Raw genomic sequence first — 26,730 nt, 5'->3', positions numbered from 1 at the left:
CATCGAGCATGGCCTTGTACCCTCCATGCCCTTGCAACCCGCACGGGCCCAAGCCACGCTCCCGGCTGCTCCCTCCCACGCCTGCCCCTCACCCGTCGCGCGTCGACAGGTTTAAAGGGGTGCCCTCTGGGAGAGGGCTGCGCCTCCTCGAATCCAAGAAGCCCCCGCCGCGCGCCGCAGCGAAGGCCGGGCCCGCTCCGACCCGCGCCGAGCCCGATCCGCCGCTGCTCTGCGCGCACTGCCTGCACCCGGTGACGCGCGAGTCCGAGCGCATCGCGGTGGACGGGCGGCACGCGCACACGCGCTTCAACCCGGCGGGCGTCGTCTTCCACTTCGGCGCCTTCGCGCGGGCGGAGGGCGCGCGGGTCGAGGGCCCTCCCGTCGAGGAGGCGAGCTGGTTCAGCGGCTGCGCCTGGGCGTACGCCTTCTGTGCGATGTGCGGCGCGCACCTGGGCTGGCACTTCCGTGGAGCGCAGGACTTCTTCGGGCTGGTGCTCGAGCGGCTGCGCGCCCCGGGGGGCCCGGGCCTGGGCTAGCCTGGGCCCTGCTGCCCCACCCGCCGCGCCCCGGACGGCCCATGCGCCCTGCGCTCCTCCTCCTGCTGTGGCTGCCGTGCATGGCGGGCTGCCACCACGCGCCCGAGTCCAAGGCGCCCAAGGTGCCGCAGCCCACGCCCGCGGAGGCCTGCGCGGTGACGGCGTGCCGGCCGCCGCACACGGTGACGGTGGTGCTCGACGAGACGCGCGAGATGCGCCAGGAGCTGCCGCCCTTCCCCTACGTCTACAAGGACGTCATCTACGTGGTGCCGGGCGACGACTTCCGCGTCACCGGGGACATCGAGGGCGACCGCTGGGTGCACCTGCGCTACGTGCCCGAGGGCGAGGCCGCGCCGCCGCACGCGCTGCGCATCCGCTTCGGACAGGAGGGAGCGGAGGGCGGCGCGCGGATGATGGTGCTCTCCATCGAGAGCACGCTGCCGCGCGCGCTGAAGTACACGGCCCTGATGCTGCCCGCGGAGGCCAACGCCTTCGCGCCCACCAGCAGCTGTCCGGTGCTCGCGGGGCGCGCGGCCTTCGAGAGCTGGTCGCAGCCGCTGCGCACGCTGGTGATGGACGAGCTGCGGCTGGTGGACCTGCCCCCGGGCGCGGAGACGCGCTGTCAGTGACGGCTCGCGCCCGCCTGCCCGACGGCGCGGCGAGCGGCGCGCGCTCCGCAGCCGCTCCCTGCGCACCCTAGCCTCCGGAGGAGAGACCTCATGCCCCTGGACCCCGCCCCGCCCGCTGCCCCCCGCTGGATGCTCTACGGCGCCTCTGGCTACACCGGCGTGCTGCTCGCCGAGGAGGCGGTGCGGCGCGGCCACCGGCCGGTGCTCGCGGGGCGCACGCGCGAGAAGCTGCGCCCCCTGGCGGAGCGGCTGGGGCTGGAGGTGGAGGCGGTCTCGCTCGAGGACGCGGGCGGGCTGCGGCGCGCGCTGGAGGGCTGCGCGCTGGTGCTGCACGCGGCCGGGCCCTTCATCCGCACCAGCCGCCCCATGCTGCGCGCCTGCCTCGACGCGGGCGTGCACTACCTCGACATCACCGGCGAGCTGCCCGTCTTCGAGAACACCTTCCGCCACAACGCCGAGGCGCTCGAGCGCGCGGTGACGCTCATCTCGGGCGTGGGCTTCGACGTGGTGCCCACGGACTGCCTCGCGCTGCACGTGGCCGAGCAGGTGCCGGGCGCGCGCGAGCTGGAGCTCGCCTTCGCGGGCCCGGAGGCGCCGAGCGCCGGCACCCTCAAGAGCATGCTGGAGGGCGTGCCGGGCGGCGGGCGCGTGCGGCGCAACGGCGTGCTGCAGGCGTGGCCGCTGGGCAAGGGCGCGCACCGCGTGCGCTTCAGCGACCGCACCCGCACGGTGCTGCCCATCCCCTGGGGCGACCTGGAGACGGCGTGGCACACCACGGGCATCCCGGACATCACCACGTCCATGGCGATGCCGGCGCCCACTGCGCTCGCGCTGCGGCTCACCTCTCCGCTCGTGCGCCGGCTCTTCGCCGTCTCCACGGTGAAGGACGCGACGATGCGGCTCGTGGAGCGGCGCGTGCAGGGGCCGGACGCGGATGCGCGCGCTCGCGGGCGCAGCTTCCTCTGGGCGAGGGCGCGCGCGGCGGACGGGCGCGCGGCGGAGGCGTGGCTGGAGACACTCGAGGGCTACGCGCTCACGGCACGCACGGGCATCCTCGCGGTGGAGGGCGTGCTCGCCGGAGCGCCCCACGGCGCGCACACGCCCGCGCGCGCCTTCGGCAAGGACTTCGTGCTGCAGGTGGAGGGCACGCGGCGCATCGATGTCTGAGCGAAGCCTAGGGCTCGCGCCTGCGCAGGGACGGGAGGTCACCGCCGCGCAGGGCGCGCACCAGTGAGGGGACGATCTGCAGCAGCGTGCCGTCGATGGACTCGAGCACCGCGAGGAGCCGCTGCACGCGGGGGCTGCGCTCGGGGGAGAAGGGCTCGGCGCGGGCGGCCTCGAGCAGGGCGCGCTGCTGGGCCTCACGGGTGACGATGAGGCGCGCCACGGACTCCACCTCGGCGCGCACAGGCTCGCGGATGCCGTGCGTGGCGAGCGCCTCGTGCAGCTCCTGCAGGTGCATGCTCACCAGGGTGTCGCGCTTGGTTCGCAGGATGGGCGTGTTCATGGGGCCGGCTGAACTTGCCGCCAGGCCCGCGGATTGGATCGCCACCGCCCGCCGTGCGCGCTGCGCAGCGACCGTGGCTGGAAAGCTGCATCGGCAGCAGTGCGGGCGCGCACCCCCGCGCACCTCTCCGCTCAGAGACACAGGCCGAAGCCGTCCCCTCTACGAATGGAAGAGGGATTGCGGCGCCGTGCCGCCGGGTCAGCGGCCCATCACCTCGACCCTGCGCGCGACGGTGTCACCGCTGACGAGGTCCACGGCGGCGCGCACGCGCGAGCCCTCGCGCAGCTCGCGCATCGGGACGCGCTCGCCGCCGCGCACCACGCGGGTGCCGTCGTTCACGGCGAGCGTGTAGACGTCGTGGGTCTCGCGGTCGAGCACGTCGATGCGGCCGCGGCCGACCGAGCGCACGCGGCCGTCGATCGTCGTGCTCAGCACGGCGACCTGGTCGGGGTCCACATCGCCGGAGCCGCCGGTGCCGCTGCCGTCCGAGCCGCGGGGGCCGGTGGTGCGCGATGCGGCGGCCTCGAGGCGGCGCACCTCGGCGCGCAGCCGGGCGATCTCCTGCTGCGGGTCCTGGCTCGCGCCCGGAGGAGGCTCGGCCGCGGAGCGCGCCGCGCCCGGCTCCCCCGCGTCGCGCGAGGGGGTGCCGCCTGCTCCGCCCGTGCCCACGCCGATGCTGCCGCTGCCCGTGGAGCCCGAAGCTCCCGAGCCGCCCGTGCCCGCGGCCCCCGCGCCGCCGTTGCCGGAGCCCGCTGCGCCACGGCCGTCCGCGCCGGTGCCGCTCGCGCCGCTGTTGCCAGCGCCGCTCGTCCCTGTCGTGCCGGTGCCGCCCGCGCCACCGGTGCCCGACGCAGGCGCGCCGAAGGTGCCGTTGGTGCCCGTGCCGGTGGTGCTGAAGGTGCCCGCACCGCCCGCTGCGCCCGTGTTCGTGGTGCCTGCGCCGGTGGTGCCCTGCGTGCCCGCGTTCGCCGTGGGGCCGAGGCCCGAGCCGCCCGTGCCGGTGCCTGCGAAGTCGAAGGCGCCTGCGCCGCCGGAGCCGCCCGTGCCGTTGTTGCCTGCGGTGACGAAGTTGCCCGTGCCGCCGGTCTGGTCCGTGCCCGTCGCGGAGGGCCCCTGCACGCCCGTCGGGCTGAAGGTCCCCATGCCGCCGGAGCCAGTGCCCGCGCCACCCGCGCCGTTCGTCCCCGCGCCGCCCGTGCCGGGACCCGTGGTGCCCGTGGTCCCTGCGCCGCCCGCGCCCGTCACGGTGCCCGTGCCCGTGGCGCCGGTGCCTGTCGCGCCCGTACCGGTCCCCGTGTTGGTCGCGGTGCCCGCGCCGAAGCCCCCCGAACCGGTGCCGGTCGCGTTGCCCGGAACCCCCATGCCCGCGCCCGCGCTGCCCGCCGCGCCGCTACCGCCCGCACCCGCGCCACCTCCACCCGCTCCACCTCCTGTCGACTGCGCGAGAGCAGAGAGCGGGAGGGCCAGTGCAAAGGCCAGGGCGGCGGTGAGGAGAGTCCTGCGCATCGCGTGCTCCTTCAGGTTCCGGCGGTTTCCGGGAGGGGCGGGACACGGGTGTCCCTGTCCCAGAAGGTGGGGCGCCACCCAGGGACCTCGCCACGACACTCGGAGCCCCGTGGGGACGGCGGGCGAAGGAGCGAGCGCTCGTCGGTGCGGCCCCTGCCGCCTGCCTGCTCTGCGGCCGTTGGAGCTGGGCGCTCGCCCCGGGCGCGGCGCATCCCCACCTTTGGTCCCAGAGGTCCACCCCTCAGGAGGAGGAGTCACCCATGGCATCGAGCAAGCGCAGCAGGAAGTCCGCCGGCAGCAAGAGCGCAGGGCGCCGCACGGCCGCGCCGGACACGTCGGCCTACCGCGCTGCGAGCGACGAGCAGTCGGTGCGCACGCGCACGGACATCGACTCGGCGGTAGCGGACGGCCAGCGGCTGCGCGACGAGATCGAGGCGCGCATCGAGTCGCGCATGCACAACGCGCCCGCGCGCGACGTGCTCGCCTACGACGTGCACGCGTAGCGCGGACCGCGCTTCATCCAGTGCTCAACCGACGTCGAGCACGGTCCACTCGCGCACCTCGCCCGCGAGCGTGACCTCCGCGGTCTCCCCGGCGCGCCGGCCCATCAGGGCGCGGCCCACGGGGGAGGCGGGGGTGATGACCGAGAGGAAGCCGTCGCCGTCCGGGCCGGTGAGTTCGGCGCCTGCGCCGGCCGGGAGCACGAAGAAGGTGCGCTCGGCCGGGCCGTCGTCATCCTCGGTGGCCACGTCCACGATGGCGCCGAGCGCCACGGGGCTGGTGCGCCCGAAGCGCGGGAAGGGGGCCTCGGCGAAGGCGGCGAGCGCCTGCAGCTCCTCGGCGAGCCGGCGCGCGCGCGTGGCCTGACCGGTGGCCAGGCTGCCGAACTCGATGGCGGCGCGCCCGTCCTCCTTCTTCTCGCTCTCGGTGGCGAGGCTCTTGGCGGCCTCGCGCGCGTCGGCCTCGGCGCGGTGGGCGACGCGGTCGGAGTGCTGCAGCCGCTCGATGAGCTGGGCGAGGAGGTGCTTCTTGTCCAGGGACATGCCACAGGACTGTAGCGGGCGTGGACGCGCGCTCCAGTTTTCTTACACTGCGCCGGCCATGAGCTCCGAGACTGCCCAGACCCTGTCCCAGAAGGCGCGCGCGATGGTGGAGGCCGGCGCGGCGTTGATCGACGTGCGCACCCCGGAGGAGTTCCGCGAGGGGCACGTGCCGGGGGCGCGCAACATCCCGGTGCAGGAGCTCGCGCGGCGCCTCGCCGAGGTCGGCCCGCCGGGCACGCCCGTGGTCGTCTACTGCCGGGCCGGCGCGCGCGCGGCGAGCGCCGCCGAGCTGCTGCAGCGCGCGGGCTACCCCGAGGTGCTCAACCTCGTGCACGCAGGCAACTGGTGAGCGCTGGCGAGAGCGCCGCGGCGCCGGCTCCGGCGGCCGCCCCGCGCGCGAGCCTGGGCGGCCTGCTGCTGGTGGCGCTCTCGGGCGCGAGCTTCGGGGCGCTGGGCCTCTTCGGGCGGCTCGCGTACGCGTCCGGCACGGACGTGCCCACGCTGCTCTTCCTGCGCTTCACGCTCGCGGGCCTCGTGCTCGCGGCGGTGATGCGCGTGCGGGGCGAGCGCTTCCCGCGCGGCCGGGTGCTCCTCGCGCTCTGCCTGCTCGGAGGCGTGGGCTACGTGAGCGAGAGCCTCGCCTACTTCGGCGCGCTCGCGCTCGCGCCCGCGGGGCTGGTGGCGCTGCTGCTCTACCTCTACCCGGCGCTGGTGGCGCTCTTGAGCGTGTGGGTGGAGCGCGAGCGGCTGGGGCCCGGCAAGCTCGCCGCGGTGGCGCTCGCCTTCGCGGGCACCTGCCTCACGCTGGACCTCTCGGGCGCGGGCGGCGCGGTGCGGCCGCTGGGCATCGCGCTCGGGGTGCTCTCGGCCTTCATCTACGCGCTCTACATCCTCGCGAGCGCGCGGGTGCTGCGCCACGCGGGGGCGCTGGGCGCCTCCACCGTCATCACGCTCTCGGCCGGCGCCGTGTACGCGGGGCTGGTGCTCGCGCGCGGGCCGCGCTGGCCGCAGACGGGCGTGGGCTGGAGCGCCGTCGGGGGGCTCGCGCTGCTGGGCACGGTGGTGGCGGTGCTCGCGCTGCTCGCCGGCATGGCGCGCGTGGGCGCGGTGAGCGCGGCGCTGCTCAGCACGATGGAGCCGCTGGTGGCGGTGCTGCTGGGCGCGCTCTTCCTGCACGAGCGGCTGAGCGCGGCGCAGGGCGTGGGCGGCGCGTGCATCCTCGCCGCGGTGGTGCTGCTCGCGCGCCTGGACGCCGCGGCCGCGCGCGCGGCCGCCGCCGAGGGCCTGCCGGTGCTGCCCCCGGCCGCGCCTGAAGAAGCCCCGGGAGACGCCTAGGGCGCCCGGGCCGCCTCGCCCAGCTGCGCGATGCGCTCGAGCAGCAGCGCGTCCGAGGGGCGGTCGCCCTTGTCGCGCCCCACGTAGGACCAGGTGATGCGCCCGCTCGCGTCCACGAGGAAGCTCGCGGGCCGCGCGATGTTCACCCCGTCCAGCCCGAGCAGCTTGTAGACGCCGTAGGCGCGCGCCGCCGTGCGCTCCTCGTCCACCAGCAGCGGGAAGGGCTGCCGGTTCACCGCGAGCCAGCTCGCGACCCAGTGCCGCCCCTGGCACACCACCCCCACCAGCGAGACGCCCCGGCGCGCCACCTCCGCGTGCAGCGGCCCCACGCGCTCGAGGAAGGCCCGGCAGTCCCCGCACCAGGTGCCGCGCAGGAAGGTGACCAGCGTCGGACGGCCGGGAACGAGCAGCGGGCGCGGCTCACCGCTCAGCGGATCCACCAGCAGCGGAGAGGGCGCGCGCGCGCCCACGCCCAGGGCTGCGTCGGGCGGGGCGGAGGGCAGGGACGGGGAGAGGGGAGCGCGCATGGTCCCCTCTGTATGCGCGAGCCCCTCGAATCGTTTCGCTGGGACATGGCCCGGGGCTGCGCACCAGGTGGGGCAGGGTGGGGAAGGCGGAGGACCGCGCCCGGCTGGAGACTTACAGTTGGGGCCCAACATTTTAGTTCCACGGGGGCTTCTGTTAGGGTGGCGACCTCTCAGGAATCCGTGCGCTCCGCCCTCTCTTTCGAGGCCTCTTCGTCGAGGCTGCTGCGCCTCGCCGCCACTGCCGCGCTGCTGTGGCTTGCGGGCGGCGGCGTGCGGGAGGCCGTGGCGGCGCAGGGGCCGGTGCGCCGCGCGGTGCCGGTGCAGTCGCTGGAGGTTCGCGCTCCGGCGGCGAGCGCCGCCGCGGCGCCGGCGGCGCAGCAGCCGCCCGGGCACTACGGCTTCCGCAGCTACGGCTCGGAGCAGGGCCTGCGCAACCTGGCGGTGTCGATGCTCGCGCAGGACGCGCAGGGCTTCCTCTGGGCGGCGACGGAGGAGGGGCTCTACCGCTTCGACGGGCAGCGCTTCCAGCGCTTCGGCCGCGCGGAGGGGCTGCCCACCACGGAGTTCAACGCGCTCGGGCTCGGGCGCGACGGGCACCTGTGGGCGGCCACCAGCGGCGGGCTCGCGCTGCTCGAGGACGGGCGCTTCCGGGCGCTGGGCCCGGCGCAGGGGCTGCCGGCGGGCGCGGTGCAGACCGTGGCGAGCACCGGGGACGGCCGCGTGTACGTGGGCACCCGCGAGGGGCTCTACGAGGGGCCCGGCCCCGCGGGGCCCTTCCGCCGCGTGCAGGACTACCCGGCGCGCAGCGTGCCCGTGCTCTGGGTGGCGCCGGACGGCAGCACGCTCTACGCGGTGCAGGGCCGCAAGCTGATGTGGCGCGAGCAGCCGCGCGGCGCGCCGCCGGGCCCGTGGTCGCTGCGCGAGCTGCCTGACACGCAGTACGTGCTGAGCATGGCGCGCGACGCGGGCGGCCGGCTGTGGCTGCGCGGCCCCGAGTCGCTGTGGATGCTGCGCACGCCGACGGGCCCGGTGGAGGACCGCACCGCGTCCCTGCCCGGGCCGCCCGTCCTCACCTCCGCCGTCACGCTGGACGGCGAGGGGCGCCTCTGGGTGGCCACCTCCATGGGCGTGGTGCGCTTCGAGGGCGAGCACGCGGTGGTGCTGGGCGAGGCGCAGGGGCTGCCCACGCACTGGGCCGAGGCGGTGCTGGTGGACCGCGAGGGCTCGCTGTGGGTGGCGAGCGAGGGCGTGCACCGGCTGCAGGGGCGGCTGGTGCTCAGCGCGCACACGCGCCGCACGGGGCTGCCGGCGGACACGGTGTGGACGGCCTTCCGCGACCGCGAGGGGCGGCTGTGGGTGGGCACCCAGGCGGGGCTCGCGCGCGGCACGCCGGGCGGCTGGGAGGGCGCGAAGCCGGTGGCGAACTACCCCGTGTTCGCGGTGGCCGAGGACGGGGCCGGCGGCCTCTGGGCGGGCGGCAACCCGGGCGGGCTCGCCACCAGCCCCCTGCGCTACCTCGCCCCGGGCGGGCGCGAGTGGAAGGACGTGGAGCTGGGCCTGCCGCGCGGCAGCAAGGCGGTGAGCGCGCTGCTGGTGGACCCGGACGGCTCGCCCACCGGCGCGCTCTACGTGGCCACGCTGCACCAGGGCCTGCTGCGGCTCGTCCCGGGCGCGCACCCCACGCAGCCGCGCGTGGAGCACGTGGCGCTGCCCGGCGGCAAGCCGGACGAGCAGGTCAACACGCTCCTGCGCGACCACGCGGGGCGGGTGTGGGTCGCCGGGCGCTACGGGCTCGCGCGGCTCGAGGCCGGGCGCTGGGTGCGCTACGCGAAGGAGGCGGGGCTGCAGGATGCGCACCTGTCCATCGCCACCGAGACGCCCTCGGGTGACCTGGTGGTGAGCTACTGGAACGAGCACGGCCTCAGCCGCTTCCACCCGGACACGGGCCGCGCCGAGCCGCTGGACGCGCCGGCGGAGCTCTCCGCGGACACGGTGTACTCGCTGGGCTACGACCCGCGCGGGCGGCTGTGGGTGGGCACCTCCAACGGCATCAAGCGCTGGGAGGCGCGCACGGGGCAGCTCGAGCGCATCACGCGCGGCGACGGCACGCCGGGCGAGGACTGCTCGGGCGGCGCGCTCCTGGTGGAGCCCAACGGGGACGTGTGGGTGGGGATGAGCAGCGGGCTCGCGCACTACGAGGCCTCGCGCGACGCGGGGCCGCCGCCGCCGCCCACCGCGGTGCTCACCGGCCTCTCCTTCGACCAGCAGCGCGCAGACCCCCACGCGCCCGGCGTGCAGCAGGTGCCGAAGGGGGCGCGCACGGTGGAGCTGCTCTACTCGGTGCCCAGCTACGTGAGCCCCACCGCGCTGGAGACGCAGGTGCGGCTGGTGGGCTTCGAGGACGCGTGGCGCGAGGGCGAGGCCGTGGGGCGCGCGCGCTACACGGCGCTGCCGCCGGGCGACTACCGCTTCGAGGCGCGCGCGCGCCTGGGCCCGGGCGCCTGGGGGCCGGTCGCCTCCCTCGCCTTCCACGTGCCCACGCCCTGGTGGCGCCACCCGGCGTGGCTGATGGTGTTCGGGCTGGCGCTCACCGGGCTGGTGGTGCTCGCGGTGCGCTGGCAGACGGCGCGGCTGCGCAAGGAGAACGAGCGGCTGGAGGCGCTGGTGCGCGAGCGCACCCGCGAGCTGGAGGAGACCACGCTGCTGGACCCGCTCACCGGCGCGAAGAACCGCCGCTTCCTGCGCCTCACGCTGCCGGAGGACGCGAACCGGGTGCTGCGGCGCTGGAGCACCAGCGACCGGCGCACGCGCGAGCTGGGCCCGCCCAACGCGGACCTGCTCTTCTTCATGGTGGACCTGGACTACTTCAAGCAGGTCAACGACACCTACGGCCACGCCATGGGCGACCGCGTGCTGCAGCAGGCGAGCGACGTGCTGCGCAGCGTGCTGCGCGAGACGGACACGCTGGTGCGCTGGGGCGGCGAGGAGTTCCTCGTGGTGGCGCAGCAGACGGACCGCCGCGCCGCGGAGGCGATCGCGCTCAAGCTGCGCGACGCCATCCGCCACCACACCTTCGACCTGGGCAACGGGCAGACGCTGCGCTGCACCACCTCCATCGGCTTCGCGGCCTTCCCCTTCTTCCCCGGCGCCCCCGAGGCGCTGCCGTGGGAGGAGGTGCTGGAGCTCGCGGACCGCTGCCTCTACGCGGCGAAGCGCTCGGGGCGCGACGGCTGGGTGGGGCTGGTGAGCCTCGTCGAGCAGGAGGGCATCGAGAGCGCGCCCGCCCTGCGCGAGCGCGTGGGCAAGGACCTCGAGGCGCTGCTCGACACCGGCACCGTGGAGCTGCGCAGCTCCTTCGGGCCGGAGCGCAAGGTGGCGTTCCGGTAGCGTCGTGACACGGTCCCTTCTCCCCTGGGGGAGGGTCAGGGTGAGGGAAGAGCGCTCACCGCTGCGTCACGCAGTCCCGCGCCTACGCGACCACGTGAATGTGACCCGGCGTGCGAGACCGCTTCGGGGTGACCTTGATCTCCACGTTCATTCCCAGTCGGGTGAGGAACTCCATCAGCCGTTCGACGGAGTACTCGGAGAAATGGCCGCGCAGGAGCTTGGAGACCTTGGGCTGATCGATACCCAGTAGGTCCGCGACGTCCTGTTGGCGCTTGAGCCGGCGGGCTGCGATGGCCTTGGAAATCGCGTGTACCAGGTCCGCCTTCGTGCGCGTCTCTTCTGCCTCGGGAAGGTCGAGATCCTCGAACACATTGCCGCTGCTCCGGGTGATGTCAGTTCGAGTCTTGGCCATGGGGGTGCTCCATCGCGTTGTAGGCCTCTTCAGCCAGCCGCAATCGGGATCCGACGAGCTTCATCTGGGCGAGGGGCGTTGAGATCCCGCGCTTCGATTTCTTCTGAAAGGCGTGCAGGACGAAGACCGCATCCTTGAATTTCACCGTGTACATGACCCGGTAGGTGCCACCTTCGTCGTCCTCGACAACCTCCACGACGCCTCCACCTCCGAAGCCCTTGAGCGCCTTGGCTGACGGATGCCTGTCGCCGAGCTGTGCCAGGTACAGGGCGTAACCGAATGACTGCCGCACCTTGGCTGGCAATGCCCGGAGGTCTTTCTGGCATCCAGAAACGAAGTAGAGCGACTTGAGCCTCAACGTTTCTCTTCCTCAATATGCTACTTCTGGCATGTGCCTTCAAGAAGGACGTCCAATGCGGACGCTTGCTCGATAGCAGGAGGCACTGACGGATGAGGTTGAGCGCGAACCTATGCAAGCTCGCGTTGTGCGCAGTGCTGTGGCTCGGCCGTGAGGCAATGGCCTGTGATTGCGCGCCGAGCGCTCCGCCCGATGAGGCGTTTGCACAAGCCGATGCCGTGTTCCGCGGGAGGGTCGTCGAGGTCCGTCCCTCCAGCCCGGACCGACGCTGGGAACCGGACGGGGCGGCGGCGACTGCGGCAAGCACTTCGAGCGGGGCGTCGAGTACGTCGTGTACGCGCACCGCATCCATCATCCTGCCGATGATGCTGCTGTGAGGCAGCCGCTCGATGAGACGTTGCCCACCGAGTTCACCACGCACATCTGCACTCGGACGGCAGAGCTGAAGCAGGCGGGAGAGGACTTGCACGCCTTGAAGTCCCGGAAGCCCCTCGCAGTGCGCACACCTCCGCGTCGCGTCCCTCCGACCCCACCGAAGCAGTAGACGCATGGTGGGCTTCCTCCGGATGCTGATTCTCTTGCGGGCTGCCATGCGGTAGGGGAGGGCGTCATGCTCTCGCTCGTGCTGCTCTCGCTCGGTCTGTCCATGGATGCCACGGCCGTGGCGATGACGAGCGGCTTCACGGCGCCCCGCGTGCGGCTGCGCGACGCGCTGGTGCTCGCGCTGTTCTTCGGGGTGTCGCAGGGCGTGATGCCCATCATCGGCTGGGCTGCCGGATCGCACTTCGCCGCGTCCATCGAGGCGTGGGACCACTGGGTGGCCTTCGTGCTGCTCGGGGGCATCGGCGCGAAGATGCTCTGGGACGCCATCCGCGAGGAGGGCGAGGAGGGTGGCCCCGCGGAGAGCACGCGCGCGGATCCGTTCAACCTGCGGCTGCTCATCCTGCTCGCGCTCGCCACCAGCATCGACGCGCTGGTCGCAGGCCTCACGCTGCCCCTGCTCGAGGTGCCTCCGCTGCTCGCGGCGGGCTTCATCGGTGCCACCACCTTCCTCCTCTCGCTCGCGGGCGTGGAGACGGGGCGGCGCTTCGGCGACAAGCTGGGCCGCAAGCTGGACATCGTGGGCGGGCTCGTCCTGATCGGGCTCGGGCTCAAGACGCTGCTCGAGCACCTGAGCGCGAGGTAGGCGCGCGCCGCGCGGGCTCGGGAGGGGGCCAGGCGGGACGGGTACCGGACGCGCGTGCCCAGCGCGGCGGGGCGCCGCCCTGCGGAGCGCTCCTGGGTCACTCAGGTCGGCCGGGCGAGGCCGCGGGGGGAGGGCGAGTAGAAGCAACGTTGCTTCTGCTCTCGACCTCGCCCTGCCAGAGTCGATGAACCGTCTGTCGCAGCGCCCAGCCTCGCGCCCGAGCGAAGCTTTCCGTCCACGCCGGCCAGCCCCTCCCGGTCGCAGGTCGGTGCGGAGCTAAAGACAAACCTCGGGAGTTTTAGAATCTCCCGAGGTTCGTATTTAGCGACGCACAGCACTTCGCCCGACACCCCCTCCTCTCCACCCGGCCATCCCCGGAGCGATGCGCAGGGCGATGCCCGTCCGCGCTCGGCGGAGGCGCGACGGGCCCGTCCTTTTCGTCTTCCCTTCCTGCCCGCACGCGCTGGGCTCGAGCCCGCGCCGCCCTAGTTGTGTCCGCCGCGACGCCGGTTGTGGTCGTCGCCGCGCTCGTGCTCCCGCTCGCGATGACGCTCGCGCTCGCGCTCCCGGTGCTTGGTGCGCGCCTTGTGCTTCACCTTGTGGCGCTCCTTCTCGCGGTGGCGGACCTCCTGCTTCTCGCCCTTGCGCCCGTGCACCTCGCTGCGCTCGCTGCCGTGCCCGCTGCCACCGCCCTTCGCGACCGCGGTTCCACTCACCGCCGTCATCATCGCCACGAGCAGTGCCCGCCTCATCCAACTGAGACTCATCGTCGCCGTCCTCTCTCGGTTGTCGTTCTCTCTCCTGCCGTGCGGGACGCGCGCGTGAGCGACCTCGCGCCTCCCGAAAAGGACTGAGCGCGGGGTGCGAAAAGCGGCCACAGGGTGCGCCGAGCTCTCGCGCCACGCCTGGCTGCTCTGCACGCGGGCACGCGGGAGCGACACCGCTGGGAAACGCGCCGGGGCGTGCAGACTGTCGCTGAGGACCCGTCGCGTTCGGAGCCTCCGTGCCGCTGCCTCTCTCGCTACCGCTGCTGCTCGCGCTCGGCTCCATCGGCGCGCGAGAGGTGCTTGCAGCGGATGCGCCGCTCGCGAGAGCGCCTGCGACGCGCGCTGCGACTGCGCACGACGTCGAGGAGGCCGACGAGGACGCGAGCGACGACGAGGCGGGGCCCGCACTGAGCGCCTTCGGGCTCACACTCGAGGGCGGCTCCACGCGCTCTGCGGACGGCGCGTACCGCACGCCGTACCTCGCCACCGAGCTCTTCGTCGGCGTGCAGGCGACGGACGCGCTGGAGCTCGAGCTCTCCTACGAGGTGGAGAAGCGCGAGGGGCGCGGGCCCTCGCACTTCCTCAAGCTCGAGGGCGCGCTCGCGGTCTCCGAGCCACTCACGCTGCGGCTCTCGCTGGAGGCCGCGCCGCCGGGAGGCAGCGACCCGGGCGTGTACTGCCTTCCCATCGCGGCGCGGGTGCAGTGCGTGGATGCGACGGAGCGGCTGCGCTCGCTCGCGCCGCAGCTCGGCGCCGAGTACGAGACGGACCCGGAGCGCGACGTCGTCGGCCTCTTCGAGGCGAGCGCCTCCACGACGCTGTACCGGCTCGAGTACCTGCCGGGGCCCGACGAGCCCGCGTCGCAGCACTTGCGCGTGGGGCTGCAGGAGTACCGGGTGGACGCGCGCGTGACGCTGGACGTGCAGGAGCACCTGGAGCTGGGGGTGGACGGGTCGCTCTTGCACCTGCACGGCGCGCTGCCGCAGGCGGCGGAGGAGGACACGCAGGGACGCGAGGCGCCCGCGGAGCTGCCGCTCGCGCCGCCGCGCTACGTGCTGGGTGCGCGCGTGGGCTGGGCCTTTACCCCAGCCTTCAGCGCGCGGCTGAAGGCCGAGTATGCGCCCTACCAGGAGCGCTGCTTCGGCAGCTCGCGCGCGGCGTCGCTGCAGCTCACGGCGCTGCCCGGGCGCCTGCGCCTCTTCGCGGAAGGGACGCTGCAGCGCGACGTCTCGCCCACGGACGCGGGCACGCTCGCGGCCTGTGGGCTGAGCGCGCCGGACCCGGACTACGTGAGCACGTCCCTGCGCGCGGGCTTCGACTTCGCCTTCTGAGCCGGCTGCGTGGGGGCCTGCGCGCCCATGCGCGCCTGCAGCAGCTCGATGAAAGCGCGCGTCTTGGAGGCGAGGTGGCGGGTGCTCGCGTAGAGCGCGTGGATGGGGATCTCGGCCGAGGTCCACCCGGGCAGCACGCGCTCGAGGCGCCCCTCCGCGAGCAGCGGCCCGCAGGCGCGGTCCGGCAGCATCGCGATGCCGAGCCCGGTGAGGGCCGCCTCGCGCAGCATCTCCAGGTCGTTCACCACGAGCCGGCTGCCGAGCCGCACCTCCGCGGCCTGTTCGTCGGAGACGAGCCGCCACTTCGCGTTGAGCTGGCTGCCGAAGGAGAGGCACTCGTGCTCGGCGAGCGCCTGGGGCGTGCGGGGCCGGCCGCGGCGCTTCAGATACAGGGGGCTCGCCACCGGGAAGCTGACGAGGCTGCCGAGCCGCCGGGCGACGAGCGCCGAGTCGGGCAGGGTGCCGGCGCGGATGGCGAGGTCGAAGCGCTCCTCCACCAGGTCCACCACGCGGTCGGTGCACACCAGCTCCACCTGCACCTGCGGGTGGCGCGCGAGGAACTCGCCGACGTACGGGCCGATGAAGCCGAAGGAGAGCGGGGCGGTGACGCGCAGCACGCCGGAGGGGCTGGCGCGCAGGCCGGAGAGGGCGGCCTCGGCCTCCTCGACCTCGGCGAGCATGCGGGCGCAGTGCTCGTAGTAGATGCGGCCCGCGTCGGTGAGGGCGAGCTTGCGGGTCGTGCGCTGCAGCAGCCGCGTGCGCAGGCGCTCCTCCAGGTCGCTCACCTTGCGGCTCACGCCGGACTTCTGCATCTCCAGCTCGCGCGCCGCCGCGGTGAAGCTGCCCAGGCGCACCACGGTCGCGAACACCGAGAGCTCGTTGAGGTCCATGGGCATTGTTCTACCGGGAAGAACAATGTGTTGCACGAGGCTCATCTAGTGCTGGAGGGGGAACGGACGCATCTTGTGTCTCGTCCAACCGACTTCAAGGAGCAACGCCCATGACCACCCAGACCTGGAACCTCGACACCACCCACTCCTCCGTCGCCTTCACCGTGCGCCACATGGTGGTGGCCAAGGTGCACGGCCGCTTCTCGCGCTTCGAGGGCACGCTCACGCTGCCCGAGTCCGGCGAGCTCACGGGCGCCACCGCCGAGGTGCGCATCGACGCGGCGAGCATCGACACCCAGGTGGAGGCACGCGACAACCACCTGCGCTCGGCGGACTTCTTCGACGTGGAGCGCTTCCCGCGCCTCACCTTCCGCAGCCGCGAGGTGACCCAGAAGGGCAAGAACGTTCAAATCGCCGGTGACCTCACCCTGCACGGTGTCACCCGGCCGGTGGTGCTGGAGACCGAGTACCTCGGCCGCATGACGGACCCCTTCGGCACGGAGCGCGTGGCGTTCAGCGCGAGCACCCGCATCGACCGCAAGGACTTCGGGCTCACCTGGAACCAGGCGCTCGAGGCGGGCGGCGTGCTGGTGGGCGAGCGCATCGACATCACGCTCGAAGTCCAGGCGGTGAAGGCCGCCGCTGCGAAGGCCGCCTGAGCGTCTTACCGTTTCACCACTTCCTGCCCACGCGGCCCTCCCGGCGGGCCGCGCGGGCGCACCTCCTCGCCGGGCGCAGCACCGAGAAAGGCAACACCATGCTCACCCTTCGTCGCTCCGAGGAGCGCGGCCACGCGAACCACGGCTGGCTCGACTCGCACCACACCTTCTCCTTCGCCGACTACTTCGACCCCCGGCACATGGGCTTCCGCGCCCTGCGCGTCATCAACGAGGACCGCGTGGAGGGCGGAGAGGGTTTCGGCACCCACGGCCACCGGGACATGGAGATCATCACCTACCCGCTCGAGGGCAGCATCGGCCACAAGGACTCCACCGGCGGCAACAGCGTGCTGCGCGCAGGCGAGGTGCAGCGCATGACGGCCGGCACCGGCGTGATGCACAGCGAGATGAACGCGGGGCAAGACCCGCTGCACTTCCTGCAGATCTGGATCCTCCCCGAGAAGAAGGGCCTCACGCCCGGCTACGAGCAGAAGGCCTTCTCCACGGCGGAGCGCCAGGGCCGCTGGCGCGTGCTGGTCAGCCCCGACGCGCGCGAGGGCAGCCTCAAGGTGCACCAGGACATGAGCCTGCACGGCACGCTGCTCGGCAGGGGTGAGAAGGCCGAGTACACGCTCGCCCCCGGGCGCCACGCCTGGGTGCAGCTCGCGCGCGGCAAGGCCACGCTCAACGGGCTGCAGCTGAAGGCCGGTGACGGCGTCGCGGTGTCGGACGAGTCGAAGCTGGTGCTCGAGGCCTCCGAGCCCGTCGAGGCGCTGCTCTTCGACCTCGCCTGAGGCTGCCTCCCGGGCGGTGGAGCGTGCGGGCCCCCCTTCGGGGCCCGCCTTGACGCTCCCTGCCCGGGCCCTCACCTCACAGGGACCCCCATCCAGGAGAGCGCCATGGCGAAGGTGAAGCTCGCGGTCATCTACTACAGCGCAACGGGCGTGACGTATCAGCAGGCGCTCGCCGTCGAGGAGGGCGCCAAGGCCGCGGGCGCCGAGGTGCGGCTGCGCAAGGTGAAGGAGCTCGCGCCGGACCAGGCCATCCAGAGCAACCAGGGCTGGAGCAAGCACCGCACCGAGACGCAGCACGTGCCGGAGGCGACGAACGACGACCTCACCTGGGCGGACGCCATCATCTTCGGCACCCCCACGCGCTACGGCCTGCCCAGCGCGCAGCTCAAGCAGTTCATCGACGGCACCGGAGGCCTGTGGGCGAAGGGGGCGCTGGTGAACAAGGTGATGAGCAGCTTCACCTCCACCGCGACGAAGCACGGCGGCCAGGAGACGACCCTCGTCGCGCTCAACAACGTCTTCTACCACTGGGGCGCCATCATCGTGGCGCCCGGCTACGTGGACCCCATCCAGTTCGAGGCGGGCAACCCCTACGGCGCGAGCCACGTCTCGGCCAACGGCACCATCCCGCCGGACGAGACGGCGAAGAAGGCGGCGCGCTTCCAGGCGAGGCGCGTCGTGGAAGTCACCGCGCAGCTGCTCGCCGGCCGCAGCGCACAGACCTGAGAGAATAAGGTTCCCCCGACATGACCCCGCGCCTGCACCAGCCCAGCGAGCCCTCCGCAGCCCCCGAGTCCGTCATCGTCGCCCCCACGCGGGACCTGGGGGACGGCTTTCGCGTGCGGCGCGCGCTGCCCAGCGCGCGCCGGCGCATGGTGGGCCCCTTCGTCTTCTTCGACCAGATGGGCCCCACGGCCTTCGGGGCGGGGCAGGGGCTGGACGTGCGACCGCACCCGCACATCGGGCTCGCGACGGTGACCTACCTCTTCGAGGGGGAGATCCTCCACCGCGACAGCCTGGGCAGCGTGCAGCGCATCCAGCCGGGCGCGGTGAACTGGATGACGGCGGGGCAGGGCATCGTGCACTCCGAGCGCAGCGCGCCGGACGTGCGCGCCGCGGGCGGCCCGCTCTTCGGCATCCAGCTGTGGGTGGCGCTGCCGAAGAACGAGGAGGAGCGCGCGCCGGAGTTCACCCACACGCCCGAGGCCGCGCTGCCGGTGCTCGAGGACACGGGCGTGCACCTGCGCGTCATCCTCGGGGCGCTGCACGGGGCGCGCTCGCCGGTGCAGGTGTACTCGGACATGTTCTACGCCGCCGCCACGCTGCAGCCCGGCGCGCGCGTGGCGCTGCCGCCCAGCCACGACGAGCGCGCGGTGTACGTGGCCGAGGGCGGCGCGGTGGTGGCTGGCGAGCGCTTCGAGCCGGGCGCGCTGCTGCTGTTCCGCAAGGGTGACCCCGTGGTGCTCGAAGCGGAGAAGGACGCGCGCACGCCCGCACGCCTGCTGCTGCTGGGCGGCGAGACGATGGACGGCCCGCGCCACCTCTTCTGGAACTTCGTGGCCAGCTCCCCCGAGCGCCTCGAGCGGGCGAAGGCGGACTGGCGTGGCGGGCGCTTCCCCTCCGTGCCCGGCGAGACGGAGTTCATTCCCCTGCCGGACGACCCGCCCCCGGTGCGCTACCCCTGATCCACCCACGCCGCGCGCCGGCGGCTCCCGGCGGGCGGCTGTCGCGCAGCGAACAGGTCGCGGCGCCTGGCTGCCTGGTTTGCGAGCGATGGCGCTCCGGACGGCGTGTCCGCCGTTGTGGAGGCGGCGGCCGCCCGGTATTCGAAGGACCGCATGCCCTGCCCGGCGCTCCCCCGCCACGTCCTGACGATGCGCCCGCCGCGGCAGAGCGGAGCCGTGGGTGGCTAGGCCCTCGCGCCCCAAGCTCCCCGCGCTGCCCCCGCGCGCCGGCTGGCGTACGCCTGTCGCCGGGCGCCCGCTCTCGGCCGCCGCCGCGCGCACGGCCGAGCCCGAGCGCGAGGCCTCGGGGGAGCCGCGCGCGGGCGGGGGCGGCGGCGAGGCGAGCGTGCTGCTGGTGGACGACAACCCGGCGAACCTGCTCGCGCTGGAGGCGGTGCTCGAGCCGCTGGGGGCGCGGCTGCACAAGGTGGAGAGCGGCGAGGAGGCGCTGCGGGCGCTGCTCAAGGAGGACTACGCCGTCATCCTGCTGGACGTGCAGATGGCGGGCCTGAGCGGCTTCGAGACGGCGCAGCTCATCAAGGGGCGCGAGAAGACGCGCCACGTGCCCATCATCTTCCTCACCGCCTACGGGCGCGACGACGCGCAGGTGGTGGCCGGCTACGCGCAAGGCGCCGTGGACTTCCTGCAGAAGCCCTACGTGCCGGAGATCCTCCGCTCGAAGGTGGGCGTGTTCGTGGAGCTGTACCGCGCGCGCGAGCAGGTGCGCCGCCAGGCGCTCGCGCTGCGCGAGCAGGAGCGGCGCGCGGCGCAAGAGGCGGAGCTCGCGACCCAGCACGTGGCGCGGCTCAAGAGCGTGAGCGCGGCGCTCTCCGGCGCGCTCACCCCCGAGCAGGTGGCTGAGGTGGTGATGGAGCAGGGGCGCCGCGCGCTGGGCGCCATCCTGGCCAGCGTGGTGCGCTTCACCCCGGACGGGCGCGAGCTGGAGATCGTGGGCACGCTCGGCATCGACGCGCCCACCCAGGACTTCTACCGCCGCTTCTCCGTGGACACGCCGGTGCCCATCGCGGACGCGGCGCGCACCGGCGAGCCCGTGCTGCTGGAGACCCCCGAGGAGCGCGAGCGGCGCTATCCGCACATCCCGCGCACCCAGGACATCACCCTCACGGGTGCGTGGGCGAGCCTGCCGCTGTGGGTGGAGGGCCGGCCGCTGGGGGCGCTGGGCTTCGTGTTCGCCGAGCCGCGCCGCTTCAGCGCGCTCGAGCTGGACCTGATGCAGTCGCTCGGCCAGCAGTGCGCGCAGGCCTTCGAGCGCGGCCGCCTCTACGCCGCCGAGCGCCACGCGCGCGAGGAGGCGCAGGCGGCCGAGGCGCGCATGAAGCTGCTCGCCGAGGCCTCGCAGGCGGTGAGCGAGGCGGAGCTGGACCTGCGCTCGGTGCTGCAGACCCTCGCGCGCCAGGCCTCCGAGCAGCTCGCGTGCCGCACCATGGTCAGCGTGCTCTCGGCCAACGGGCGGCGCCTGGACCTCGTCGCGAACCACAGCCCGGACCCGACGGACGCGGCGCTGCTCGCCCAGCTCATGCGCGCGCACCCGCCCGCGATGGGCGAGGGCCTGGCGGGCGTGGTCGCGCAGACGGGGCGGCCCGTGCTCATCCCCCGGGTGGACACCGCGCAGCTGCAGGCGAGCATGAAGCGGGAGCTCACGCCCTACGCCGAGCGCTATCCCGTGCACAGCCTCATCGTGCTCCCGCTCTTTCGCCAGGGGCGGCTGGTGGGCGTGATGCACGCGATGCGCGGGCAGGAGAGCGCCGTCCCCTTCGACGCGGAGGACCTGAGCTTCCTCCAGGCGCTCGCCAGCCGCGCCGCGCTCGCGGTGGAGAACGCGCGGCTGTTCAGCGAGCTGCGCACGAACGCGAGCCAGCTCGAGCTCGCGCTGGACACGGCGGCCCTGGGCACCTGGCACTTCGACGTGCACGCGAACCAGCTCACCTGGGATGCGCGCTGCAAGGCCATGTTCGGCTTCGCGCCGGACGTGCCGGTGGACTACGAGATGTTCCTCTCGCGCCTGCACCCGGAGGACCGCGCGCGCGTGCACCGCGACTACGAGCGCGCCTTCGACCCGGCGGGTGGCGGCGAGTACGCGTGCGAGTTCCGCGTGGTGCTCCCGGCGGCCGGTCAGGTGCGCTGGCTGCGCGCGCTGGGGCGCTGCCTCTTCGAGGCCGGGCGCCCGGTGCGCTTCGTGGGCACGCAGCAGGACATCACCCGGCAGAAGCAGGAGGAGGCCGAGCAGCGCGCGCGCAGCGAGTTCGAGCAGCAGCTGCTCGGCATCGTGGGCCACGACCTGCGCAACCCGCTCTCCGCCATCCTGATGAGCGCCGCCGTGCTGCGCACGCGCGTGACGGACGAGCGCGCGCTCAAGCCGGTGGGCCGCATCATCCAGAGCGCCGAGCGCGCGACCCGCATCACGCACGACCTGCTGGACCTCACCCAGGCGCGCCTGGGCGGCGGCATCCCGGTGCACCGCCGGCCGGTGGACGTGCACGAGCTGGCGCGCACGGTGGTGGAGGAGCACCAGGCGAGCCACCCCGCGCGCGAGCTGCGCTTCCGCTCGGAGGGGGACGGCGGCGGCCGCTTCGACGGGGACCGCCTCGCGCAGGTGGTGGCGAACCTGCTGGGCAACGCGCTCGCCTACAGCCCCGCGGACACGCCCGTGAGCGTCTCCACGCGCGGCGAAGCGGATGCCGTGGTGCTCGAGGTGCACAACACCGGGGAGCCCATCCCCGACGACGTGCGCCCCGACCTCTTCGAGCCCTTCAAGCGCGGCGCGCCGAGCCAGGAGTCCAACCCGCGCAAGAGCCTGGGGCTGGGGCTCTTCATCGTGGAGCGCATCGTGAGCGCCCACGGCGGGCGCATCGACTGCACCTCGGACAGCGCGGACGGCACCCGCTTCACCGTGCGCCTCCCCCGCGCCTGAGTCCTCCCTCTCCCCCTGGGAGAGGGTCGGGGTGAGGGTGCCGGGCGAAGCTGCGTGACAGCCCTCCCGTCGCCAGGCGAGCCGCCGTCAACCGCCCGCCCGCTCGCCTGCCCACCATTCATCCAACCCAGTCAAATCAACGCCTTGGGCGGGGTATGCCCTTCGTATACCCGCTCTCAAGATAATCCGCATTGCGGACTATCGTCACCTGGGTATATCTCTGCTCCGGGTAGTGGAGCCCCTTTTTTCAGGCCCAGGCGCCGTCTGGCCGCCGGGCCGAAGTGAGCAGAGACCGTGAGCAAGAGCGTGGGTGTGAAGGCAGTGCTGGCGGCGGCGGTGGTGATGGTCGGCGTGGGCGCGGCGGGCTGTGGGCGCGGCGAGAAGCCGGCGCTGCCCCCGGCGGACGCGGCGGCGGCGAGCGCGCAGGCGAGCAGCGCGGTGGGCGTGCGCGCGCTCACCCCGGCGACGAAGCTGGAGGCCAGCGTGCTGCAGGCGACCGGCACGGTGCGCTCGAAGCAGGAGGCCACGCTCAGCGCGCAGGCGAGCGGCACGCTCACGCTGGTGAAGGTGAAGGTCGGCGACCGGGTGAAGAAGGGTCAGCTGCTCGCGCAGCTGGACACCAGCAACGTGCGCATCGCGGTGGAGCAGGCGCGCGCGGCGAAGGCGGCGGCGGACGCGTCGCTGGACGGCGCCACCACCGAGGTGCAGCGCGCCCGCACGCTGGCCACCGGCGGCAGCCTCGCGCGCGCGGGGCTGGACAAGGCGGAGGTGGGCTTCCGCCAGGCCACCGCGCAGGCCGCCCAGGCGGCCGCGGCGCTGAAGAACGCCGAGGAGCTGCTGCGCGACACCGGCATCTACGCCCCCTTCGACGGCGTCATCACGGCGCGCAACAAGAACGTGGGTGACTACGTCGCCATGACCCCGCCCACGGCCATCTTCGGCCTCGTGGACACCGACTCGCTCGAGGTGCGCGCGCTGGTGCCCGAGGCGGTGGTGGACCGCGTGAAGGTGGGCAGCGTGGTGCAGGGCACGCTCAACCCCTCCGGCGCGCGCTTCAGCGCGAAGGTGAGGAACCTGGGCGCGGTCATCGACCCGCAGAGCCGCACCGTGGAGGTGCTCGCGGACGTGCTGCCCAGCAAGGACGGCACCGTGCTGCGCGCCGGCGCCCTCGCCGAGCTGGATTTCAGCGCGGCGCTCGGCACGGACGGCGCAGGCTCCAAGGACGCCGCTCCCGCCCTCTCCGCGGGCCTCTTCCTCCCGGCGCAGGCGGTGAGCGCGAAGGGGGAGCAGGGCTACGTGTGGGTGGTGCAGGACGGCAAGGCGGTGCGCCGCGACGTGAAGGTGCAGCGCGTGCTGCCCGGCTACGTGCGCGTGCTCGCGGGCCTCGAGGCGAAGGACCAGGTGGTCGCCGACGCGAGCCTCCCCTTGCAGGACGGCACGGCGCTGCAGGTCGTGCAGTAACCCTCTTCTGACTTCTCCGGACGCACGCACATGCTCAAGACCTTCATCCAGCGTCCCATCTTCACCGCCATGCTCATGGCGGCGATCGTGGTGTTCGGCCTCAACGCGTACCCGAAGATCGGCGTGGACCAGTTCCCCGACGTCGACTTCCCCGTGGTCACGGTGACCACCATCCTCCCGGGCTCGGACCCCGAGAGCATCGAGAAGAACATCTCCGACCCGCTCGAGGAGGCGCTCAACACGCTCAACGGCGTGGACGAGCTGCGCTCGGTGAACCTCGAGTCGGTGAGCCAGATCATCGTCACCTTCAAGCTGGGCACCAACGTGGACGTGGCGGCGCAGGACGTGCGCGACCGCGTGCAGGCCACGACGCGCCAGCTGCCCGCCGAGATCGAGACCCCGGTGGTCGAGAAGTTCGACATCGGCGCCGCGCCCATCATGACGCTCAGCCTCTCCGGTCCCCTGCCCATCCAGGAGCTGACCAAGACGGCCGAGGACGTGGTGAAGCCGGGCCTGCAGAAGCAGGCGGGCGTGGGCAGCATCGACGTGACGGGTGGCCGCGAGCGCGAGATCCAGCTCGTGGTGGACCCGCAGCGGCTGCGCGGCTACGGGCTCGCCGTCAGCGACGTGAGCCAGGCGGTGAAGGCGCAGAGCCTGGACATCCCGGGCGGGCGCGCGACCTCGGGCGGCAAGGAGCGCATCGTCCGCCTGACGGCGGAGGCGAAGAGCGTGGAGGAGATCCGCAACCTCATCATCGCGAGCCCCAACGGTGCGCCGGTGCGCGTGCGCGACGTGGCGGACGTGGTGGACGGCCCGGAGGAGGCGCGCGGCCTCGCGCGCTCGGACACCGGCAGCGCCGTGGCGCTCATCCTGCGCAAGCAGTCCGGCGCGAACACCGTGCAGGTGGCGGAGAACGTGAAGGAGAGCCTCGAGGAGCTCAACAGCCAGCTGCCCAAGGGCGTGAAGGTCTCGATGGTGAGCGACAACAGCCGCTTCATCAAGGCCTCCATCCACGCGGTGCAGGAGGACATGATCCTCGGCGGCATCCTCGCGGTGCTCATCGTCTTCGTGTTCCTGCGCAACCTGCGCTCGACCATCGTCGCGGCCATCGCGCTGCCGGTGTCGGTCATCGGCACCTTCGCGGTGATGGCGGCGATGCACTTCACCTTCAACGTGATCACGATGCTCGCGCTCACGCTGAGCATCGGCCTGCTCATCGACGACGCCATCGTGGTCATCGAGAACATCGTGCGCCTGCTCGAGGAGGGGAAGACCCCGCGCGAGGCGGCGCTCGAGGGCGCGGGTCAGATCGCCGTCGCGGTGCTCGCGGTGACGCTCTCCATCGTGGCGGTGTTCGTGCCGGTGGCCTTCATGGACGGCCTCATCGGCCAGTTCTTCTACCAGTTCGGCGTCACGGTGGCGGTGGCGGTGCTCATCTCCTACGCCGTGTCCATGACGCTCACCCCCATGCTCAGCAGCCGCATGCTGAGCTCGCATCACGGCGGCCCCACGAACCGCGTGAGCGCGGCGGTGGAGCGCGCGCTGGTGGGCCTGGAGCGCTGGTACCAGGGCGTGCTCGCCAAGGTGCTCAACCGCCGCGGCCTGGTGATGCTGGTGGCGGTGGGCGTGCTCGTCCTCACCTTCGGGATGGCGCGCTTCCTCAAGTTCACCTTCATCCCGGCGCAGGACAACGCGAACGTGAAGGTGACGGTGGAGCTGCCCATCGGCTCCACGCTGCAGCAGACGGAGGGCGAGCTGAACCAGCTCGCGGCGCAGGTGCGCAAGATGCCGGGCGTGAAGGACACCTTCGCCACGGCGGGCGGCGGCACGCTCGAGGAGGTGCACAAGGGCGAGCTGCTGGTGAACCTGGTGGACGTGACCCAGCGCGGCTACAACCAGGAGCAGTTCAAGACCTACCTGCGCCAGGTGCTCCCGCGCCGGCCGGGCGTGAACCTGGGCGTGCAGGACGTGGCCGCGGTGAGCGGCGGCGGCAACCGCAGCCAGCAGATCCAGTTCAACATCCGCGGCGACAACTGGGACGAGGTGGTGAAGAGCAGCGAGAAGGTGATGGCGGCGATGAAGGCCAACAAGGGCCTCACCGACGTGGACACCACCTACCGCAGCGGCAAGCCCCAGTACGACGTGGAGCTGGACCGCGAGCGCGCCGCGCAGCTCGGCGTTCCGGCCGCGCAGCTGGGCAGCACGCTGCGCGCCTTCCTCGGCCGCGACAAGTTCGCGGACTACCGCGAGGGCGGCGACACCTACGAGGTGAAGCTGCGCCTCTCCGACGAGACGCTCGCCAGCGCGGACGCGCTGGGCCAGCTCACCGTGCGCGCGGCGAACGGCCAGCTGGTGGAGCTGCGCAACGTGGCGAAGATCACCCCCGCGGAAGGCCCCGTGCAGATCGACCGCCAGAGCCAGAAGCGGCAGATCACCCTGCTCGCGAACCTCGCGCCCGGCTACAGCCTCGGCGAGGGCATGGCCTTCCTCACCGGCTACGCGCAGAAGGAGCTGCCCAAGACGGTCATCGCGGACTTCGCCGGCAACGCGAAGGAGATGGCCAAGACGGGCATCGCCTTCGTCACCGCGCTGCTCCTGGGCATCGTGCTGCTCTACATGATCCTCGCCGCGCAGTTCGAGAGCCTGGTGCACCCCTTCACCATCATGCTGTCCCTGCCCTTCGCGTTCATCGGCGCCATCGGGGCGCTGCTGCTCACCGGCCAGTTCATGAGCATGTTCGCGATGATCGGCGTCATCATGCTGATGGGCCTGGTGGTGAAGAACGGCATCCTGCTGGTGGACTTCACCCAGCAGATGCGCGCCCAGGGCAAGAGCGCGCGCGAGGCGCTGCTGCACGCCTCTCCGCTGCGCCTGCGCCCCATCCTCATGACCACCATCGCGATGATCGCCGGCATGGTGCCGGTGGCGCTCGCGCGCGGCAACGGCGCCGAGACGCGCGTGCCCATGGCGCTGGTCATCATCGGCGGCCTCATCACCTCCACCGTCCTCACGCTGGTGGTGGTGCCGGTGGTGTACTCGCTGCTGGACGGCGTGAGCCAGCGCTTCTCCCGCCGCGGCAAGAAGGGCGGCAAGGGCAAGGGCGGCACCACCCACCTGCACACGCGTGAGCCCGCGGCGAACGACGCGGACGTGGCGCTGCCCGGCAACGTCGCCGCGGCCACCTCCCTGGAGGGCGCATGATGAAGGACGACACAGCTCCCCGCCCCAGCGCGGACGCCCAGCAGCTGCACGAGCTGCTGGTGGACCTGGGGCGCCACCGCTCGCTGCGCGACCCCATCGGCACGCTGTGCGAGGACCTGCAGCTCACCCACCCCCAGGCCCACACGATTCTCTGGCTGGGGGAGGAGGGCGCGCTCACCATGGGCGTGCTCGCGCGGCGCGCCGGCATCACCGAGAAGACCATCACCGGCGTCATCGACCGGCTCGAGACGATGGGGCTGGTGGAGCGGCTGCGCTCCGCGGAGGACCGGCGCGCGGTGAGCGCCCACCTCACGGCGAAGGGCCAGGAGCTCTACGCCCAGATGCGCAGCCACATGAACGACGGGCTGGACCAGCTGCTCTCCTTCCTCGAGCCGGACGACCGCTGCGCCCTCTTCGGGCTGCTGCAGCGCCTGGTGCAGCGGCTCAAGGCGCGCGCCTCCGTGGCGTGCGCCGCGGGCGCTACCCCCGGGTCCAAGACCGCCACCGATCCCTAGTCTCCCCAGGCTTGCTAGACACGGCCTGCC

The 26,730-nt window shown here is 73.2% G+C and carries 25 protein-coding genes; 17 read left to right on the top strand and 8 right to left on the bottom strand.

The features are described from left to right. The first annotated feature begins 119 nt into the window (after positions 1-119). The 3 genes from FGE12_RS23285 to FGE12_RS23275 all read left to right on the top strand — a co-directional run bounded on the left by FGE12_RS23285 (position 120) and on the right by FGE12_RS23275 (position 2,332). Entirely contained in the window at positions 120-536 is a 417-nt protein-coding gene (locus FGE12_RS23285) for a cereblon family protein (RefSeq protein WP_153868770.1), read from the top strand. 41 nt (positions 537-577) lie between these two features. Beyond that, on the top strand, positions 578-1,165 hold the full coding sequence (locus tag FGE12_RS23280; protein ID WP_153868769.1) for a hypothetical protein: 588 nt from the start codon (positions 578-580) through the stop codon (positions 1,163-1,165). 90 nt (positions 1,166-1,255) lie between these two features. Beyond that, positions 1,256-2,332, top strand: a complete 1,077-nt coding sequence (locus tag FGE12_RS23275) for a trans-acting enoyl reductase family protein (protein ID WP_153868768.1) — start codon at positions 1,256-1,258, stop codon at positions 2,330-2,332. 7 nt (positions 2,333-2,339) lie between these two features. Here FGE12_RS23275 and FGE12_RS23270 read toward each other — a convergent pair whose 3' ends face one another. Together FGE12_RS23270 and FGE12_RS23265 are read right to left on the bottom strand one after the other, a co-directional pair. After that, positions 2,340-2,672: a hypothetical protein gene (locus FGE12_RS23270; RefSeq protein ID WP_153868767.1), complete on the bottom strand. Its 333-nt coding sequence runs from the start codon at positions 2,670-2,672 to the stop codon at positions 2,340-2,342. Between the two features lie 198 nt (positions 2,673-2,870). Further along, positions 2,871-4,178, bottom strand: coding sequence for a hypothetical protein (locus tag FGE12_RS23265; protein WP_153868766.1), 1,308 nt, complete (start codon positions 4,176-4,178; stop codon positions 2,871-2,873). Positions 4,179-4,438: 260 nt separating this feature from the next. Between FGE12_RS23265 and FGE12_RS23260 the strand changes: the two genes are divergently transcribed. Continuing rightward, positions 4,439-4,681, top strand: coding sequence for a hypothetical protein (locus FGE12_RS23260; RefSeq protein ID WP_153868765.1), 243 nt, complete (start codon positions 4,439-4,441; stop codon positions 4,679-4,681). Between the two features lie 24 nt (positions 4,682-4,705). On the opposite strand, the gene FGE12_RS23255 is transcribed toward FGE12_RS23260, so the two are convergent. Beyond that, positions 4,706-5,221: a GreA/GreB family elongation factor gene (locus tag FGE12_RS23255; protein WP_153868764.1), complete on the bottom strand. Its 516-nt coding sequence runs from the start codon at positions 5,219-5,221 to the stop codon at positions 4,706-4,708. A 58-nt stretch (positions 5,222-5,279) separates the two neighbouring features. Here FGE12_RS23255 and FGE12_RS23250 point away from each other — a divergent pair, with 58 nt between their 5' ends. Together FGE12_RS23250 and FGE12_RS23245 are read left to right on the top strand one after the other, a co-directional pair. Then, positions 5,280-5,570, top strand: a complete 291-nt coding sequence (locus tag FGE12_RS23250; RefSeq protein WP_228531016.1) for a rhodanese-like domain-containing protein — start codon at positions 5,280-5,282, stop codon at positions 5,568-5,570. Continuing rightward, complete coding sequence (locus tag FGE12_RS23245; RefSeq protein WP_370459117.1) at positions 5,567-6,556, top strand: DMT family transporter; 990 nt, start codon at positions 5,567-5,569, stop codon at positions 6,554-6,556. Before FGE12_RS23250 ends, FGE12_RS23245 begins: the two co-directional genes overlap by 4 nt. On the opposite strand, the gene FGE12_RS23240 is transcribed toward FGE12_RS23245, so the two are convergent. Continuing rightward, positions 6,553-7,083 (bottom strand): peroxiredoxin, encoded by a 531-nt coding sequence (locus tag FGE12_RS23240; protein WP_194798185.1) that lies wholly within the window; start codon positions 7,081-7,083, stop codon positions 6,553-6,555. The two genes, FGE12_RS23245 and FGE12_RS23240, sit on opposite strands and share 4 nt — an antisense overlap. 180 nt (positions 7,084-7,263) lie before the next feature. On the opposite strand from FGE12_RS23240, the gene FGE12_RS31045 reads away from it, so the two are divergent. Then, positions 7,264-10,470 carry a two-component regulator propeller domain-containing protein gene (locus FGE12_RS31045; RefSeq protein ID WP_153868762.1) on the top strand — a complete coding sequence of 1,069 codons (3,207 nt, stop codon included), beginning with the start codon at positions 7,264-7,266 and terminating at the stop codon, positions 10,468-10,470. An 82-nt stretch (positions 10,471-10,552) separates the two neighbouring features. Here the strand turns inward: FGE12_RS31045 and FGE12_RS23230 are convergent, their stop codons facing one another. Further along, positions 10,553-10,882 (bottom strand): helix-turn-helix domain-containing protein, encoded by a 330-nt coding sequence (locus tag FGE12_RS23230; RefSeq protein WP_153868761.1) that lies wholly within the window; start codon positions 10,880-10,882, stop codon positions 10,553-10,555. Next, positions 10,863-11,240 (bottom strand): type II toxin-antitoxin system RelE/ParE family toxin, encoded by a 378-nt coding sequence (locus tag FGE12_RS23225; protein WP_153868760.1) that lies wholly within the window; start codon positions 11,238-11,240, stop codon positions 10,863-10,865. Before FGE12_RS23225 ends, FGE12_RS23230 begins: the two co-directional genes overlap by 20 nt. Before the next feature lie 610 nt (positions 11,241-11,850). Here FGE12_RS23225 and FGE12_RS23220 point away from each other — a divergent pair. Next, the gene (locus tag FGE12_RS23220) at positions 11,851-12,426 is read left to right on the top strand and encodes a manganese efflux pump MntP family protein (RefSeq protein ID WP_153868759.1); all 576 of its coding nucleotides are present in this window, start codon (positions 11,851-11,853) and stop codon (positions 12,424-12,426) included. A gap of 485 nt (positions 12,427-12,911) precedes the next feature. Here the strand turns inward: FGE12_RS23220 and FGE12_RS23215 are convergent, their stop codons facing one another. Beyond that, entirely contained in the window at positions 12,912-13,178 is a 267-nt protein-coding gene (locus tag FGE12_RS23215) for a hypothetical protein (RefSeq protein WP_153868758.1), read from the bottom strand. Positions 13,179-13,429: 251 nt separating this feature from the next. On the opposite strand from FGE12_RS23215, the gene FGE12_RS23210 reads away from it, so the two are divergent. Next, positions 13,430-14,524: a hypothetical protein gene (locus FGE12_RS23210; protein ID WP_153868757.1), complete on the top strand. Its 1,095-nt coding sequence runs from the start codon at positions 13,430-13,432 to the stop codon at positions 14,522-14,524. Here the strand turns inward: FGE12_RS23210 and FGE12_RS23205 are convergent. After that, entirely contained in the window at positions 14,479-15,414 is a 936-nt protein-coding gene (locus FGE12_RS23205; RefSeq protein WP_153868756.1) for a LysR family transcriptional regulator, read from the bottom strand. The two genes, FGE12_RS23210 and FGE12_RS23205, sit on opposite strands and share 46 nt — an antisense overlap. 110 nt (positions 15,415-15,524) lie before the next feature. Here FGE12_RS23205 and FGE12_RS23200 point away from each other — a divergent pair, with 110 nt between their 5' ends. The 8 genes from FGE12_RS23200 to FGE12_RS23165 all read left to right on the top strand — a co-directional run bounded on the left by FGE12_RS23200 (position 15,525) and on the right by FGE12_RS23165 (position 26,700). After that, entirely contained in the window at positions 15,525-16,073 is a 549-nt protein-coding gene (locus tag FGE12_RS23200) for a YceI family protein (protein WP_153868755.1), read from the top strand. 98 nt (positions 16,074-16,171) lie between these two features. Continuing rightward, positions 16,172-16,867 (top strand): pirin family protein, encoded by a 696-nt coding sequence (locus tag FGE12_RS23195; protein WP_153868754.1) that lies wholly within the window; start codon positions 16,172-16,174, stop codon positions 16,865-16,867. Between the two features lie 105 nt (positions 16,868-16,972). Continuing rightward, positions 16,973-17,593 (top strand): NAD(P)H:quinone oxidoreductase, encoded by a 621-nt coding sequence (gene wrbA, locus FGE12_RS23190; RefSeq protein ID WP_153868753.1) that lies wholly within the window; start codon positions 16,973-16,975, stop codon positions 17,591-17,593. A 20-nt stretch (positions 17,594-17,613) separates the two neighbouring features. Then, complete coding sequence (locus FGE12_RS23185; RefSeq protein ID WP_153868752.1) at positions 17,614-18,552, top strand: pirin family protein; 939 nt, start codon at positions 17,614-17,616, stop codon at positions 18,550-18,552. Positions 18,553-18,772: 220 nt separating this feature from the next. After that, positions 18,773-21,523 (top strand): GAF domain-containing protein, encoded by a 2,751-nt coding sequence (locus tag FGE12_RS23180; protein WP_153868751.1) that lies wholly within the window; start codon positions 18,773-18,775, stop codon positions 21,521-21,523. A gap of 312 nt (positions 21,524-21,835) precedes the next feature. Next, positions 21,836-22,984 carry an efflux RND transporter periplasmic adaptor subunit gene (locus FGE12_RS23175; protein ID WP_370459116.1) on the top strand — a complete coding sequence of 383 codons (1,149 nt, stop codon included), beginning with the start codon at positions 21,836-21,838 and terminating at the stop codon, positions 22,982-22,984. A 30-nt stretch (positions 22,985-23,014) separates the two neighbouring features. Then, the gene (locus tag FGE12_RS23170; protein ID WP_153868750.1) at positions 23,015-26,185 is read left to right on the top strand and encodes an efflux RND transporter permease subunit; all 3,171 of its coding nucleotides are present in this window, start codon (positions 23,015-23,017) and stop codon (positions 26,183-26,185) included. Continuing rightward, positions 26,182-26,700, top strand: coding sequence for a MarR family winged helix-turn-helix transcriptional regulator (locus FGE12_RS23165; protein ID WP_153868749.1), 519 nt, complete (start codon positions 26,182-26,184; stop codon positions 26,698-26,700). Before FGE12_RS23170 ends, FGE12_RS23165 begins: the two co-directional genes overlap by 4 nt. The last annotated feature ends 30 nt before the right edge of the window (positions 26,701-26,730 follow it).

This window comes from Aggregicoccus sp. 17bor-14 (assembly GCF_009659535.1).
In the GTDB taxonomy this organism is placed as follows: domain Bacteria; phylum Myxococcota; class Myxococcia; order Myxococcales; family Myxococcaceae; genus Aggregicoccus.
Note: the sequence above shows the minus strand (reverse complement) of the source record. Positions and strands in the feature narration are given on the sequence as shown.